This window comes from Saccharicrinis aurantiacus (assembly GCF_001660705.2).
GTDB classification, from domain to species: domain Bacteria; phylum Bacteroidota; class Bacteroidia; order Bacteroidales; family Marinilabiliaceae; genus Saccharicrinis; species Saccharicrinis aurantiacus.
Genome location: NZ_LYBV02000019.1, coordinates 41,364 through 57,877 on the forward strand (window position 1 = coordinate 41,364; position 16,514 = coordinate 57,877).

Consider the following 16,514-nt stretch of genomic DNA (forward strand, 5'->3'; position numbering starts at 1 on the left):
TACAAAGAAAATCCTCTATTACGAGAACAACTCTTCAATATCATTCATATCAAGAGTTTTCATAATATTCTCATCTGTTTGAATAATATCTCCTGCAATTTTCTTTTTCTGATTCTGTAGTTTTACTATTTTCTCCTCTATAGTATTTTTACAAATCATGCGATAAGCAAATACCTTTTTATCTTGTCCAATACGATAACAACGGTCAATAGCTTGATTCTCTACAGCTGGATTCCACCATGGATCTAATAGATACACATAATCTGCAGCCGTAAGGTTTAATCCTGTTCCACCCGCTTTTAAGCTGATAAGGAACACACGTAACTCACCGTTTGTTTGGAAATTATCAACCGATTGCTCACGCTGTTTCGGACTACTCTTTCCATCAAGATATTCGTACTTTATATTTAGTTTATTGAGTTCAATTTTCACTAAATCTAACATCTTCACAAACTGAGAAAATACCAATATTTTATGGTCGGTAGTTTTATGAGTAATGTGGCGCAATATCTCTTTTATCTTAATTGATTGCGCTTCTGTTACATTTTCATCATTGATTAGTAATGGGGAATCACAAATTTGGCGCAGACGCGTTAAGGCCTCAAGTACCATTATTTTTGATTTTGCCAATCCTTGTTCATCAATCTTATTTAATAACTTCTCTTTAAAGTTATTTCGGTAAGCATCATAAACACTACGTTGTTTAGGCTCCATTTCGCAGTAAATTACATCTTCTGTTTTTGAAGGTAACTCGGTTGCAACACGCTCTTTTGTACGACGAAGAATAAACGGATTCACTACTTTTTGTAGTTCACTTGCTATGTTTTCATCGCCGTCGCGATCTATTGGAAAAGCATAATTCTCTTTAAAAGAAGAAGCAGCAGCAAAGAAGCCTGGATTTACAAAACTCATTTGCGCATATAAATCGAACGTACCATTCTCAATTGGTGTACCCGACATGGCAATTCTATTGTTGGCTTGAATTAGTTTGGCAGCTTTAAATCGACGCGAAGCAGGGTTTTTAATGGCCTGCGACTCATCAAGAATTACATAATTAAACCTGAAATCCTTTAGCACTTCAATATCACGTAATAATATACCATAGGTAGTAAACACCAAATCGTAATCTTTAAATACCGAGGTATCTTTTTGGCGATTGCTTCCATAATAATAAAATGCCTTTAAATCAGGAGCAAACTTAGCAATCTCATTTTCCCAGTTAAACAACAATGTTGTTGGTACCACAATTAAATTGGTACTATTTTCTTTACGAACTACATGCTGAATAAAAGTTAATATCTGCAAGGTTTTACCAAGTCCCATATCATCGGCCAAAATACCACCCCACTGCATCTCATCTAAGAAATTAAGCCAGTTTAAACCTTCTTTCTGATAATGGCGGAGTTCAGCTGTAATATTATCTGGAACTTCGGTATCTGTAATCTCAGTAAACGCTTTTAATCTCTCACGCTTCTCTGTTATTTCTTGTATAACTTTAAAGTCGTCTATTTCATCAAATAAATCATCAACAATAGAAAAGCGAAGTTTTGAGATGGCTAAACTATTATCCTTAATCTCTGAATTTCTGAAGTATTTCTCTAATTTAGTAAACCACTCCTTAGGCATAATCCCTACAGAGCCATCGTTTAACTGAATGTATCTTTCCTTTTTAAGAACCGCTTTTTTAATCTCAGCTAAACCAATCTGATTATCACCAAAACTAACTTGTATATTCACTTCAAACCAATCTTGACGAGAAGTAACCGAAGTACTTATATTACCTTGGTATGGCGAATACTTAAAACCTTTGAGGTCTTTTAATCCAAACACCTCAATATTATTAACCTGCAAATGATCAAAGAACTTATAAAACCACATGTTATCGGTAAACTCACTCATGTGGAGGAAGAATATACGATTGGATTTTTGTGTTTCGAATTGAGGATGCATTTTCGAAATCATGTCAATATAATCATCCTCAAGCTCAAAGTTTCGTTTGTAAACTTTAACTAATTGATCAGTTTTATCAAGTAAGTTTCCGTTTTTATGTAGGAGCACAGACATGTCGTCTTGATAAACAACTTGTGGTGTAAATACCACATATCCATCTTTCTCGGTTAGGTATAATTCCTTCTCGTTAAAGTCTAACTCAATCACTTCTGTGTCGTAGCTTCCCTCATTAAAATTGATTACAAAATCTTTTGATAAAGGAGCCACTACCCTTCTGTAAAACTCTTCTTTTTGCGCCAATACCATTTTTAGCTCACTTGGTAAACTGGTCAGGCACTCTCCTACTCTTTCATTCTTTGAAAAGTAAAAGATATTATTGATACTGTTGATATATGGATTAACGTATTTCTGACTTAAATCTTCATGTTTATAAAACAACTTACCCACTTTGATCTTCATATCTGAATTCACAAACTGACTATTAACCGACACATCAAATGTCATATCAATAGGTGTGGAAGAAAGTGTTATCATGCTTAAATCACGTTTCTTAAACTCATAGAAACCCGTATCAGCATGATAAATAAAACGCTCATTCGTCATTAAACGAAAAGCCTTTTGCATTGCGGAAAAAGATTTAGAATCACTTAACTCATCCAAGTTAAACTGATGGATAAGATCTAATAATTCTCTTTGATTATCTGACGGTTTTATTTTGTTTGAATCGCGATGGTAAACATCAATACTATTTATAATAGCATCTTTTGTTTTATTGGTTTTACCTAAAATGGGCACTATACGATATGAGTATGAACCAGTGCGAGACTGAATGGCTTGTAAAACAAAACCCAATTCTTGCAAAGTATCTACCTTTGGTAAATGATTCAACACTTTCAAATCATCTTCGGGCTTAAGAATGCGGGCTAATCTTGCATCGGCTAATTCGTCGGCCGACATTAAGCCTTTTGCCTTTGAATCTGCTACAATGTGTAAGCCTTTATCCTCATCATATACGTAATTAAAATAATCGGTAAACGGAGCACCTTTATCTAAGCCATATTGACTTAGTAAATCTTGCTGAAAAGGCATATTCTCCTCGGCAAAAACGCCCGCAATCATTTGCGGAATATCAGAGTTAGCTATCAACAATAAACAATATAATTCTATCGAATTTAAATTGCCAGATGCTGTACTTTGAGTAGATGAAACATAAAATGAATCTTCTACTTTTCTGATTTCAACACTATCTTTACGGTATTCATCTTTAGTTTTAAAGGTGATACATTCCGGAGTAATAATAATATCAGTACACGTCATTAAAAAGGCATAATTCACTACCCTATTAATGGTATTACCTGTAGCCATTTGTTTTAACTCTCCAGCACGCAAAGGATTAACATTAACTAACTCTACTCCTGCGGCATGTCTTTTTTCAGCCACTTCAATAGGTCTTGCACCCTCTTGTGCAAAACCATCAAGCTTATAAATATTATCAATCAAATATTTTAATGCCGCCACACTGTGCTTACACAATACACCAAATGAAAAAGGACAAGAACAACTGGTGCGTACTGAACCTTTGTAAATTCCGTATACTTCAGTTTTATAGTATTTAGAATCACGAACCATGAATCTAAATGTATCATTCTCTTTATCACTTCCTTTTAAAGTAACTACATTATTGTTGTATAATGATTCTCCTTGCTGAATATTGGCATCAGTGGTTGAAGCATTGATAAATTCCTCTATAAGAGTTAAAGCTTGTTCTATTTTGTCCATATTGGAATGCTATTGCATATAAATTAAATACACACCAAACATCTAAATAAAAGGCATAATTATGATCTAATTTTTGCCCTTTAAAATGTTGCGATGGCGCCAAAATGCGAAAATAGCAATAATTTTTGCTTCGCGCTAAGTTATACAACATGTATTAATATTATAATTGAAGTAAAATTACAGACTAGCCTTTTAGATAATCACATAATACATTCTTAATCAACTTTTTTGTACATTAATTGCTTTAATATGAAATAATGAAGAAAAATATAGAATATTCAGAGAATTTAAGTCTCATCTAAATTAACAATACCACTTATAGCTAGATATCAACATATTACTACATTTTACTTCATGCATTATTGTATAACCGTTAAAAAACTATAATGATGAAAAATATAAAATCCTTCATTCTACCTGTTCTTCTTTTGTGCCTCACAATTGCACTTAAACAAGTCAACCATTTTTATCCGCAACTTGCCATTATCAATACTGAGATAACTAGTAAGCTACTCTCTATAGTTTTAATAATCAGTTTTACCTGGATGGTAATAAAAATGCTACGTTTAATAAAGCTAGGTGTATTAGGCAATTTTGATATTAAGAAAGAAGATAATTTAAAAAGCAGGCGTGTTTATACACAATATAATATACTTGAAAACATTTTAATATTTGTGGTAATTATTGTGGCTATTGGTTTTTCATTAATGCTATTTGATGATGTAAAAAAGTTAGGTATTAGCTTATTTGCCTCGGCAGGAATATCGACAATTATAATTGGTTTTGCTGCTCAAAAATTCATAGGAACAGTTTTAGCGGGTATTCAAATTGCCATTACCCAACCCATTGCAATTGATGATGTAGTAATTGTTGAAAATGAATGGGGCTGGATTGAAGAAATAAACCTTACCTACGTTGTAGTGCGTATTTGGGATAAAAGACGATTGATTGTACCAACTACGTATTTTATTGAAACTCCCTTTCAGAACTGGACAAGAAACACTGCCGATATACTTGGAACTGTATTTATATATACTGATTACACTATGGATGTAAAAGCATTGCGAGAAGAGCTAACAAGGCTTTTAGAATCAACTGATTTGTGGGACAAAGAAGTAAACGTTCTGCAGGTAACAAATGCAACAGAACAAACTATGGAGGTTAGAGCCTTGATGAGTGCAAAAAACTCGCCAACTGCATGGGACCTGAGAGTATTTATACGAGAAGGCTTAATTACTTTTATTCAAGAGAACTACCCTGATGCTTTACCAAAAACGCGTATTGATATACCCGAAGCAATTGAAGCAGATCCCTTATCTAAGGAAGAAATGATGAACTGATTGTTATAGGTTACTATTAATAAGGCAGTTATGAGTAATGCGCAATATCTAAACATAAAAAAGCACAGTACCTCAAATGAATGCTGTACTTTTTAAAGACTTATTGATATTACTCAAAGAAATAAAACTCCCTTTCATTATCTGTATTAAGTATAATTACACCTTCAGATCCAACGGCAACTATAGTTCCAAACCCTTTAAAATCATCTCCGATATCATATACCCCATTCCCTTTATGAATATTTGAAAGATATTTGACATTAGTAACTGATATTTTCTGATTGTTTCTATCATCAATGTAAGAGATACGCGCCTTTTTATCAGAAGGAAAGGATAATATTTTGCATGCTCTATATTTAGCATCTAGCACACTATCTCCAATGGCTAAATTGTTTATATATTCTAACTCATTCTGAACATTTACCCCAATTGAGTTAATGTGATTTTTATAAATATCCGAGTATGGAGTACTTATGGTATCCGAAAAATTAATCACATCAGCACTAACTGTAGCTATAGTAGTTGAATAAAATAAGTAATATGAATTTTTAAAGTCTACAATAAAATTCGCATAAGATTCATTTACTTGCAGAGGTCTGTTCCTCATTAATTTTTGCTTGGCATTTAATACTAGCGCATCTTTCGAGAGACCTCCGAAAAACAATACTTTCTGTGTTTGTGAAACTCCCATTGCCATATCAACATACTGAACTTGTTTTGTAATGGGGCCAGTACTCATCACACCAAAATGATTGGCCATACACGAAGAAAAGATTACAACTGCAAAAACAAAAATTAGGTTTTTCATAGTTTGGATTTTTAGTGAAACGCAAATTTAGCAAAATGTTTAACATAAAAAAGCACGATACTCTATTGAGTGCCGTACTTTTTTATATAATAATCCTTAATTACTTCTCTTGTAGGGCTACTCCTTTAAAGTTTATGCCATCCCAACCATGTGTAATAAAGTTGCGGATGTTCTGATGATCATCTCCGTTCGGATTTTCTAATACATCTTTAGTATAGAATTTCCCAAAACACATTAATGTTTCTTCCTTAGTGAACTTCTGAATTTGCGCAAATGCGAATAACTTACAAGAACCATTATTTTTCCCCTCTTCGTTAACTACTTCTCCATTCTTAAATTCTGTAGGTGTAAATGAATAATACTGATCGACGATATCCATTGTTTCAGCAAATTCAATACTTTCAGGAGAATTCTTTAGTTTGTTTTTATATTCTGATAAATTCATAATTTGACGTTTTATTTAATAAAACGCAAATGTATTAATATTTTAGAAATAGATAAAGCTTCTAAATTTCAAGGCTCGTAAAACCTCAGTCAAACTAATTAATACTGCAGACTTCAATACTTCCAAAAGTTCATTATTCACACTAATATGAGCATGCAAGAATCCTATTAAAAAACTCATAACTGCACCCAAAATTTTTCAAATGATTATTACATTATTTTATAATAAATAATTGTTTGTAATTATTTTTTTATAATTTAAAGGCTGACAAACAAGATATTAGAATCTTTCAATAGTTAATATTTAACAAAAACTTATAACCTTGGAACAACTCTTATTTCACAAAACGCAAGTAGATCGGTTATTTCCTTTCTACATTCTAACAGACAAATCATTAATCATACAATCGTATGGTCATACTTTGCAAAAACTAATACCTAACGTAGAAGGGCAAAATGTATACGACCTTTTTACAGCTAGTTACCCTATCATTGATCAAAATATAAACGGCAATAATATTACTCCTTCTGAACAGACCATAGAGTTATGCCTTAAGAAAAACAAAGAACTCATTTTAAAAGGTTATATCGAGGAAATAGAAGGTGGTGATCTTTTGTTGTTTTGCATTTCATTGAGGTCTGATTGTATACGCAAGCTTATGAACAAGAAACTTAAGTTAAATGATTTTTCTTTTCATGATTCTACATCAGATATTTTTACAGCAGTGGAAGTATTTCAGCAGGCAAGCAACGACATGGAAGAATTGCTCTATAACTTGAATAAACAGAAAAACAAATTAGGTAAACTTTCTGATATTATTGAGAACTCTATTAATTCAATTATTATTACTGATAGTACCGGTTGTATAGAATGGGTTAACAAAAGCTTTTGTGAAATAACAGGCTATACAATTAAAGATATAATAGGGAAAAAGCCTAATAAATTACTTAGCGGCATAGATACGTCTGCGGAAACCTTAAACTATCTAAAAGGACAAATAAAAGTAAATAAACCGTACGCATGCGAAATACTAAATTACAGAAAAAATAAAACCTCCTATTGGGTAAATACCTCTGGCCAACCCATATTTGATAAAAATGGTAAACTATCTCAATATTTTATTATAGATGAGAATATAACCCATAATAAGAAATCTAAAGAAGTATTACTCACCGAAACCGACAAATATGGTAATATTATAGCTAATATGAATTTAGGTTTAGTTGAAATTGATAACCTTGGTAAAATTGTTTATACTAATGATAGTTTGAGCAATAATTTAGGCTATACCTCAGCAGAATTGCTTTCACAACAAGCATCTCTCCTTATGCCAGCTGAATCAATTGCTTCTTTTCGTGATCACGTCGCTCAAAGAGCAAAGGGTGTTTCAGGTGCCTACGAATTAAAAGTAACCCATAAAAGCGGTAAAGAATGTACTTGGTTAATAAGCGCCGCGCCTAAATATAACGACAGTAATGAAGTTGAGGGTTCAATTGCAATATGCTTGGATATTACCAATCAGAAAAAATTAGAACATCAAAAAGAAGATTTATTAAAAAGTCTTTCTGAGCAAAACGAACAGCTAAATGAATACGCTCACATTGTTGCGCATGATTTAAAATCACCACTAAGAGGTATTTATGCTTTGTTAAGCTGGACGATTGAGGATTTTGAAGAGAAACTCGGAAATGATGGACTTACAAACCTTAACCTAATGCAAGATAAGGTGGAAAAGATGGATCATTTAATTGATAATATTTTAAAATATTCAAGTATTGAACGAGGTGTAATTAAAAATGAAGTTCTAGATTTGAACACTCTCATCAATAATGTTGTAAGCATGGTTTATTGTCCTGACAATATAGAGATAAAAGTTGCTGAGAATCTTCCTTCCATAAATGCCAATGAAACACGCATACAACAATTATTTCAAAATATCCTTAGTAATGCAGTAAACTATACTGATAAAGAGGTTGGTTTAATAGAAATAAAATGGACAGAAAATCTTAGTCATTATATCTTTTCAATAAAAGATAATGGAATAGGTATCGCTAAAAAAGATCAAAAAAGAATATTTGATATTTTTAGTTCCTTAGGAAAACATAAAAGATCTACAGGAGTTGGTTTAAATATCGTAAAAAAAATAGTTGACATGTACGATGGTGAGATTTGGCTCGAAAGTGAATTAGGTATTGGAACAACATTTTTCTTTAGCATTAAAAAATAAATTATGAAAGTAGTTCAAGCATATAAGAAGTCTTCAACCTCAGAATGGATTTTTATTACTGAAAATCAAGAATTAAATAATCCATTGGTAATGGTTTTTGGGGGAAGAAAACTATTAGAAAACACCAACATATATAATGAGATAAAAGCAAAATTCCCTTACGATAATATTGTATTTGGCTCTACGTCTGGTGAAATTATTGAAGGGGAAGTATTTGATGATTCAATCTCAGTAACAATGATTGAATTTGAAAAAAGCAATTATATTATTAATCGTGATAATATTCTTGACTATAATAAGGATGCCAAAGCCTTGGGCAATGCCTTAACCAAAACATTCCCGAAAGAAAATCTTAAACACTTAATTATTATATCTGAAGGCAGTTTTGTAAATGGTAGCTCTCTAATTGCTGGTTTAGAAGATGATCTCCATAACAATACTGTTATAACAGGCGGTTTATGTGGCGATGGTTCGCGCTTTGAAACTACTTTAGCCTCTTATAATGAAAACCCAAAAGAAGGAGAAGTAATTGCAATAGGTTTTTATGGAGATAACTTAGAATTCTCTTTTGCCAGTGTAGGTGGTTGGAGTACCTTTGGCCCTGAAAGAATAATCACTGATTCTAAGGAGAATATTCTCTATAAAATTGATGATACACCTGCTTTGGATATATATAGCAAATACTTAGGCGATAAAGCTTCTGAACTTCCACAAGCTTCGTTATTATACCCTTTAAATATAGTAGCACAAGGTAAGAGTAAGGCAGTAGTAAGAACTATATTAAACATTGACCGTGAAAACAATTCTATGATATTAGCAGGTGATGTACCTGTAGGCTCAAGAGTACAACTCATGATGGCCTCTTTAAACGGCATTGAATCTGGAGCCTACGAAGCTGCTAAATTAGCAATGACAGATCGCAAAAAGGAACCTGAATTTGCTTTTTTGGTAAGCTGCATAGGAAGAAAAATTGTATTAGACCAACGGGTGCAAGACGAAATTGATGAAGTTAGAGATGTTATTGGACTACAAGTTCCTGTAGCAGGATTCTATTCATACGGTGAGATGGCTCCTTTCCAAGGAGAAACTTCTTGCGAATTACACAATCAAACAATGACCCTAACCTTAATAAGTGAATAGTGAATCGTTTACTTCAAAGACAAATAAAGAAGAACCTCTCAAAAGAACTTCTGGAAGACAAGGCTATCCAGAATCTTCTTGAGGCTATAAATAGCTCGTATGAAAATTACGAAGATCAAATTTCAATGACTCAAAGAGCTATGAAAATAAGTTCTGATGAGTTATTTAGTGCCAATCAAAAACTAAGGAAGGAGGCTGATACAAATAAAGAAACCATACAAAACATCCAACAAATTGTTAAAACTCTTAATTTAAAATCTACCCACAATCCAAATGATAATTTAGAACTTACTGAAGTTGCCACCTATATAAAACAGCAATCTAAAGAAATTGCAATGGTGAGTAAGGAACGCGAGGAATTACTTAAAAATTTAGAGAAACGCAATCAAGTATTATCAGAATATGCACATATGGTTTCTCACGACCTTAAATCTCCGCTTAGAAATGTTAATTCAGTGATAAATTGGATTATGGATGACAATAAGGACCAAATTGATAGTACATGCACAAGCCACTTTGAACTAATTCTTCAGAACTTAGAAAAAATGGACTCGCTAATTTCGGGGATATTAGAATATTCAACAATAGATGCAGTAAATATTAAAAAGAATCTTATAGATATTGAAGGATTAATTGATGATATTACAAACAAACTAGCAATTCCTGATGAAACAGAAGTAAGAATAGTAGGTAAATTACCCACTGTAGAAGGGAATCAAAATCTATTTTTCAAACTCTTTAGAAACATTATAGATAACGCAGTTAAGAATATTGTTAATAAAGAAGGATTAATACAGATAGGAGTTATAGACAAAAATACAGAGTGGGAATTCTATATCTCAGATAATGGAAAAGGAATAAAACCCGAATATCATGAAAAAATATTTGAAATATTCCAAAAGATAGATGATGATGCTACCGCTACTGGTATTGGTTTAGCAATTGTTAAGAGGATCATTGATTTGTATTGTGGTAAAATTTGGCTACAGAGTGAAGTGGGTTTAAATACTACTTTTTTCTTTACTCTACCTAAGTAAATATTTTATTGGCTTTAACTAAACTCTTGATCCATTAAAAATGGGATATTCTAGTCTATTAAGAATATCCCATTTTAAGTAATTCGTTTTTATGATATAAAAAATAGAATTGACTTATAATATCACAACCTTCTTTGTATAAATTATATTATTCTTTGACAAAAGGTTTAACATGTAAACACCTTTTTGAATATTATTTATTGGCATTCTAATGGTTGAATTATATAATTTGCCTTCCTTAAGTAAACTACCCGATAAGGAATATAATTGAACAACATCAGCATACTGGCAATCTATATTAATATAATCAGATGCTGGATTAGGGTATACACTCACCAAACTATCTTCTATTTTACCAACACTAGTTTCCTCATCCACAACAATGTAATTTTCAATTAGCTTGGTATCTGATCCATTATCGTTGGTAACTGTTAACTTTACGCTATAATTACCAGGTGTATCATATGTAAAACTAGGATTACGCTCGTTGGAATCAATGGTACCATCATTATCAAAATCCCATTCCCATGCTGTTGGCATTCCTTCTGTTTCATCCGTAAACTGAACCTTAAGCGGAGCTTTGCCAGTTGTTGCATCGGCTGTAAAAGAAGCTTCTGGAACTAAAATTGGTGTATTCTGGTTTTCAAACTCAAGATTATCTATATAAAATAAGTTATTACTTCCACTTACATTGGCTGATACCACCTGAATACCAATTCTATCACCATTAGTGATACTAGGATCGGATGCACCATTGCGTGAAAAAGTCTTGGATAAACTTACCCACTTGCCCGTTTCAATACCTGAAATATCAAAATCAATCTTAGCCCATGGCTTATTCAGAATAAAGGATATTTCATTCACATTAGCGCTGGCATCTTTCCAAATTTTAAAGGTGAGTGTATTGGCCCCTGATGGTAAATCTAATGAGCCATATGGCGACCAGATAGTTTGGTTGGATGAAATTGCCGCTGTTTGTTTCCAACGAAGGCTTAAATCACCACCGGCTACTTGATCAGTTTTCATGCGCCATGGAGTAGAATTTGCAGCCCACCAATTTTGACTGCGCCCCTGAAAGTAAAAGGGACCTTCGAAACCTAATGCATCAAAATATGGACCTTCTACTTCTTTTTGCCACAAACGCACGTAATCAATTTTGTATTCGCCAGCGTTGTTGGCTAAATCTTGCATACTTGGTAATCCGTACCACGAAAACACTTCGGAGTCAATCCACATTTCTTGTGCATTGTTATGTGCCCACGCTTCTGTGGATTCAAGCTCTGTACGTGGTTTAGTTCGCAGTAACTCTCCGTTAAAGTAAATTTTAACTTCATCTTTGCCCCATTCAAAACCATATACATAATAATCGCTTGCTACCCGAACATCAAGAACTTCTTCGTTCTTCCAAGGTTTATAATCGGCTGATTTATCTGGGTCCCAGCTAATCATATTTGTTCTGTATTTTCGTTCTAATTCTTCAGGTTTGTTTTCAGGATTACCAATTGGTCGCTTTCCGTAATTCTCTGTCATGTCAATTTCTGAGTGGTAACCCGTAGTCCAGAAAGCATTGGTAACAGGTGCATCAGCCGCCTTACAACGTACTTCTAAATATCCATAACGAAAGAAGCGCTCACTTAAAATACAGGCTTGTGTGATGGGTTTTGATTTATCCGCAGCAGTTGTTGAACCACCATACCAAGTACCTTCATGCATTTCGTTGGCAAAGGCAAAATCAGGTTCCCATTGAGAAGTTAAAACCAGTTCGCCATTCTCTACTTTCACATTATGCGGGGCAAATTGACCAGGTGCACGTCCTTTCCACTTATTGCGATAATCGCCATTCTCGCCTAATATCCACCATTTGTTCTTGTTTAATTCGGTGCCGTTAAATTCGTCGGATATTTCGTTATTTAAGATCCAGCCCTCTGAGTTTGTTGGATCGGAAGTCGGATAGTATTGGGCCTTGATAGTTGCTATTGAAGTCGCCATCAGAAATATTAAAACTAGGACTGCGTAGTTTTTTTTCGGTAGAAATTTAAGATTCATTTTATGTGTATTAATTACTAATATTCAGAATATCTCTCTTATACCAAAAACATCATCAAATGATTGATTAAAGCATTTGGTATTACTCCTTCTAAAAGTATACTTAGCACACATAATGGATATTAATAAGCGTACATTTTATAGAAATATAAATTTATTAATGAAAGGCATTACTGCCGTAAGTATTATCAGAAAAGTAAAACACTCTAGCAGGAGAAAATGAATTAATCCTGAAGGACTAGATAGACTTTCAAAAAGCGTCTACTTATTTTGGGAAAAAGTAAATCTAAAATTGATACTCATATGTTCATCTTACAATATAAATGAATAATAATTGGCAGTATAGAAGAAAATCCTTTTCAATGCGATATACTATATTCAAGAACTCCGAACCTTAATTCAATAGCATATATTTTTTATAAAAGTTGTTTAATGTTGTAGGGAAATTTCGAGAGTGATGGTTTGATTTTCAGTGAGACTTGGTGTTAAAGAAAGAAATAACATAGATCATACTTATCTTATTCTTTTTGTATCTATCGTGATAATTTTATAATAAATGAATTGTAAAAACGTAGTATGGTTTATGGAAAGAAGTTAAATAGGCAGTCATTATCATATTTATACCATAAATAAGAAATAGTGGAATTATAAAACGAATACCCGTTTTTACTATGTTAAAACTTCAGTATTACCACTATCAATAAAAATACTAATCAGTAAATCGGGGAAGATATATAATAATGTAGCTAACAATGTGCCAAAAACCATCACAAAGGCTATACCTGAGTGTATAAAATAAATGCGTTTATACTCACAAGCTCCCCAATTGACACTGACTAATGGCTTTAAAGCATCACTTGATGCGTAACCTACCATTTTGCTTACAAATATAAAGTGGTTAATAACTGCATAAGCCGCTAAACCATCAAGACGCACAAACACACTTAATGCAAACGCACATACCATAGAAGAGTTACTAGACTTTGTAAAGGAAAATGATAAAGATAAACACAAAAGCCTTGCGCATAAATACGAGCAAAACAGCAAAAAATTATGGGACGATTTTCATGATAGGTTTACGCAAATAAACAATCAGTTTTATGAGCGTTTGCTAGAGATTGCTCCAGGGCTAACCCCTACTGAGCTTAAACATTGTGCGCTTATTAAGCTTAACTTTGATAGTAAAGAGATGGCTCAAATTTTGGGTATATCGCAGAATAGTGTGCACATGAGCCGATCGAGAATACGTAAAAAGCTGAATTTAAATAGAGAGGATAGTTTGAGCAATTATATTGCGGGGATTTAGCTGTATTGCTTTGGTTCAAACTTGATTTGTTATGAGCAGAGCTTCATTGTATAATGGAATGACTTCTTCTTTACCTACTAAAACAAATACACTGTTCCCCATGATGTAAGAAATGCCGTATAGGAGAACTGTACATACTTTTATGCAGTAAAAAGTTGTGGTGTGAGATGTTCTACGCTAGACTAATGGCCTAGCGGCGCTCTACTCGATTATGTATTCATTTTTTATTTAAGATTCCAAGTTCAATCAACTTATCAGCCTTTTCTTTTCTTAGTTTATCAACACTATAATTGGTCTTTTGCTGGGAAATCCATTTATATAACTCCTCGTCAAATTCTCTAGTGATTTCGGCATCTCCATATTCCTCTATAAACAATTCTATCAATTCAATATAGTCATGCCAACGTTTTGACTTTTTACTTGTAGCTGGAAGTTTAACTCTTAACTTTTCTAATTCAACTATTTGCTCATCTTTCAATTTGCCATATCTGAATGCTCTTCGTTGACCATGAACCCAAGCAGCTAATTCAGGGTATTCTTTATCGTCTTTGTTTAGATTGGGATTAGGTATCTTTTTTAATTTTTCTAGTTTTTTAAACCATAAGGTTGTGATATGACCTTGCTTATCTTTCTTCTTTTGAGTCCCAATTTCAAAGAACCCAATATCATGTAGCATTTTAATCTTCCATTCTTCTTTTACCCCTTTCGTTTTTATACGATATACATAATTTCCTAAGGATGGATTAGGTTTATAACTTGAAGAAATATTAAAATTTCCATTATCAATTTTAAAATTGGAAAGCTGGTCTATAAATTTTTGAAATTTGAAAACATCCATATCCCAAACTACTCCAAGTTCTTCCAATAGCTCTATTCTATCCTGGGAAAGAATCTTTCTCTTTTTTTTATAATGGTCTCGTTGATCGTTTAACCATTTACCGAGCTGTGGATATCTTTCATCTTTAAAAGTTTGTGAAACATTGCAATCACCAAACTCTAATTTATATTGCTCCAATAACGCTAAGTTGTCCAGCCAGCCATCTTCATTGTTGATCGTTCGAACACCACTCATGTCCCATTGAAAACCTATATTTTCTAGTTTCTCAATTTGCCATTGCTTTAATTTTTCATTCTTGTACTTGCCTCTTTCTATAGCCACCCAATTTGATATATAAAACAGAGGATGAGTATTGTCCTTATATCTTTTAATATTGCTATCTCCCGTTTGTTTATATATTTCAAATAGCTGATTATAACTTTCTAGCCATTTCCTTTCCCAAAATAATGGATGACTATCGCCAAAATAGAAATTAATGCTTTCCAATTTTTGTTGATGTTCTTCAGGCATTAAGTTTGCCTCATATAATTGTTTCTGCTTCCGATACCAACCATATAATGTTCTATCCTTGTAGTCTTTCGGAACGGTGCAATGATTATTATCTTTCTGAAAAGCTTGCATTTTAACAAACATAAAATCCCACTTTTCCAGATATTCTTCTGTTATTTTTAAAATTGATATATATTTCTTAGGTGGTTTGTTGTCTTTAATTTCAATTGTCCCTAATTCAGGAATTTCAGGATTCTTCCCTTTAGGCTTTGATTTATCATGTGTTTTTGATTTTCCTTCTGAATTTCCCTCATAATTTTCAATTGAAACAAGTTCCTTCTCAACAAGTTCCTGCAAATACGCTGGGGATAAAACTACAATATTTGAATCTGAGAAATCTAACAAAGGAGCATAATACTCTTTCAGTTGATTTAATACCTTTATTCCACTTTTATCGTTATTTGTAAAATCCAAAAGAATCGATGATTCAACGTTATAAAACAAACCCGATTTAGTCAAGTTGGATGAACCTGTTATAATTCTATTTCGTTCGCCTTCAAATAAATAAATTTTGGGATGATAAATATATCGGTCTGAATTATATATATATGTCTGAACATTTAAAGACAGTAATAACTCCAAAGCCTCTTTAGAGGTTACACATTCATCTATTCCAACATAAAAAGTTAGTTCACGTCCTTCTTTGAGTGCTTTTTCAATAAATGGCTTAAGGTATATTAGACCTGGTTTCCTTATAAATGCAACAAAAACAGTAATCTGAGTAAATGAAGAATCATTGATAGCAGAACATACATGATTCCCTGTAGTTTCATAATCTTCAGAATGTATTCCTTGTCCTATAAATTCAACTATCATAACTTCAGTTTATTAGGTAGCTAACGTTCTACGAGGTTGTTTTTAAAATACAATACAACTATATATACCCCACTAGTATGTGATATATTTAACAAAAACCAAATATATAAACATTTAGTAAACGTTTACCGCTTTAAGTACCCTAAAAATTAGAGTGATGTGGGCTTGTTTCTCATAGGCGTCAGGTGCTTTGGGATCTTGTTTGATGCAAGCTTCCTGCAGCCGTGCAACAG

General features: G+C 32.8%; 11 protein-coding genes. 5 read left to right on the forward strand and 6 right to left on the reverse strand.

Annotated features, from left to right (window positions below):
* Window positions 1–18: 18 nt before the first annotated feature.
* Complete coding sequence (locus A8B35_RS07265; protein WP_075602629.1) at window positions 19–3,729, reverse strand: DEAD/DEAH box helicase; 3,711 nt, start codon at window positions 3,727–3,729, stop codon at window positions 19–21.
* Between the two features lie 389 nt (window positions 3,730–4,118).
* Here A8B35_RS07265 and A8B35_RS07270 point away from each other — a divergent pair, with 389 nt between their 5' ends.
* The gene (locus A8B35_RS07270; protein WP_075602630.1) at window positions 4,119–5,069 is read left to right on the forward strand and encodes a mechanosensitive ion channel family protein; all 951 of its coding nucleotides are present in this window, start codon (window positions 4,119–4,121) and stop codon (window positions 5,067–5,069) included.
* Window positions 5,070–5,178: 109 nt separating this feature from the next.
* Here A8B35_RS07270 and A8B35_RS07275 read toward each other — a convergent pair whose 3' ends face one another.
* Complete coding sequence (locus A8B35_RS07275) at window positions 5,179–5,877, reverse strand: DUF6567 family protein (protein WP_075602631.1); 699 nt, start codon at window positions 5,875–5,877, stop codon at window positions 5,179–5,181.
* Window positions 5,878–5,977: 100 nt separating this feature from the next.
* Window positions 5,978–6,322: a HopJ type III effector protein gene (locus tag A8B35_RS07280; protein WP_139314840.1), complete on the reverse strand. Its 345-nt coding sequence runs from the start codon at window positions 6,320–6,322 to the stop codon at window positions 5,978–5,980.
* A gap of 322 nt (window positions 6,323–6,644) precedes the next feature.
* Between A8B35_RS07280 and A8B35_RS07285 the strand changes: the two genes are divergently transcribed.
* From A8B35_RS07285 to A8B35_RS07295, 3 genes are read left to right on the forward strand one after another with little or no spacing between them, the layout of a single operon-like run.
* A complete protein-coding gene (locus tag A8B35_RS07285; protein ID WP_075602633.1) occupies window positions 6,645–8,549 on the forward strand; it encodes a PAS domain S-box protein in 1,905 nt (634 codons plus the stop codon).
* A gap of 3 nt (window positions 8,550–8,552) precedes the next feature.
* Window positions 8,553–9,689 carry an FIST signal transduction protein gene (locus A8B35_RS07290; RefSeq protein WP_075602634.1) on the forward strand — a complete coding sequence of 379 codons (1,137 nt, stop codon included), beginning with the start codon at window positions 8,553–8,555 and terminating at the stop codon, window positions 9,687–9,689.
* Complete coding sequence (locus tag A8B35_RS07295; protein WP_075602635.1) at window positions 9,689–10,726, forward strand: sensor histidine kinase; 1,038 nt, start codon at window positions 9,689–9,691, stop codon at window positions 10,724–10,726. The genes A8B35_RS07290 and A8B35_RS07295 overlap by 1 nt, the downstream gene beginning before the upstream one ends.
* A 114-nt stretch (window positions 10,727–10,840) precedes the next feature.
* Here A8B35_RS07295 and A8B35_RS07300 read toward each other — a convergent pair whose 3' ends face one another.
* On the reverse strand, window positions 10,841–12,772 hold the full coding sequence (locus A8B35_RS07300) for a PKD domain-containing protein (protein WP_083634359.1): 1,932 nt from the start codon (window positions 12,770–12,772) through the stop codon (window positions 10,841–10,843).
* A gap of 669 nt (window positions 12,773–13,441) precedes the next feature.
* Entirely contained in the window at window positions 13,442–13,738 is a 297-nt protein-coding gene (locus A8B35_RS07305) for an MATE family efflux transporter (protein WP_075602637.1), read from the reverse strand.
* Between the two features lie 142 nt (window positions 13,739–13,880).
* On the opposite strand from A8B35_RS07305, the gene A8B35_RS23860 reads away from it, so the two are divergent.
* Window positions 13,881–14,078: a helix-turn-helix transcriptional regulator gene (locus A8B35_RS23860; RefSeq protein ID WP_075602638.1), complete on the forward strand. Its 198-nt coding sequence runs from the start codon at window positions 13,881–13,883 to the stop codon at window positions 14,076–14,078.
* 217 nt (window positions 14,079–14,295) lie between these two features.
* Here A8B35_RS23860 and A8B35_RS07315 read toward each other — a convergent pair whose 3' ends face one another.
* Complete coding sequence (locus A8B35_RS07315) at window positions 14,296–16,281, reverse strand: Helicase associated domain protein (RefSeq protein ID WP_075602639.1); 1,986 nt, start codon at window positions 16,279–16,281, stop codon at window positions 14,296–14,298.
* Window positions 16,282–16,514: the final 233 nt, after the last annotated feature.

Excerpts from the sequence above, each read along its gene's own strand:
- A8B35_RS07265 (WP_075602629.1), bottom strand. The coding sequence starts at position 3,729 with ATGGACAAAATAGAACAAGCTTTAACTCTTATAGAGGAATTTATCAAT.
- A8B35_RS07270 (WP_075602630.1), top strand. The coding sequence starts at position 4,119 with ATGAAAAATATAAAATCCTTCATTCTACCTGTTCTTCTTTTGTGCCTC.
- A8B35_RS07275 (WP_075602631.1), bottom strand. The coding sequence starts at position 5,877 with ATGAAAAACCTAATTTTTGTTTTTGCAGTTGTAATCTTTTCTTCGTGT.
- A8B35_RS07280 (WP_139314840.1), bottom strand. The coding sequence starts at position 6,322 with ATGAATTTATCAGAATATAAAAACAAACTAAAGAATTCTCCTGAAAGT.
- A8B35_RS07290 (WP_075602634.1), top strand. The coding sequence starts at position 8,553 with ATGAAAGTAGTTCAAGCATATAAGAAGTCTTCAACCTCAGAATGGATT.
- A8B35_RS07300 (WP_083634359.1), bottom strand. The coding sequence starts at position 12,772 with ATGAATCTTAAATTTCTACCGAAAAAAAACTACGCAGTCCTAGTTTTA.
- A8B35_RS07305 (WP_075602637.1), bottom strand. The coding sequence starts at position 13,738 with ATGGTATGTGCGTTTGCATTAAGTGTGTTTGTGCGTCTTGATGGTTTA.
- A8B35_RS07315 (WP_075602639.1), bottom strand. The coding sequence starts at position 16,281 with ATGATAGTTGAATTTATAGGACAAGGAATACATTCTGAAGATTATGAA.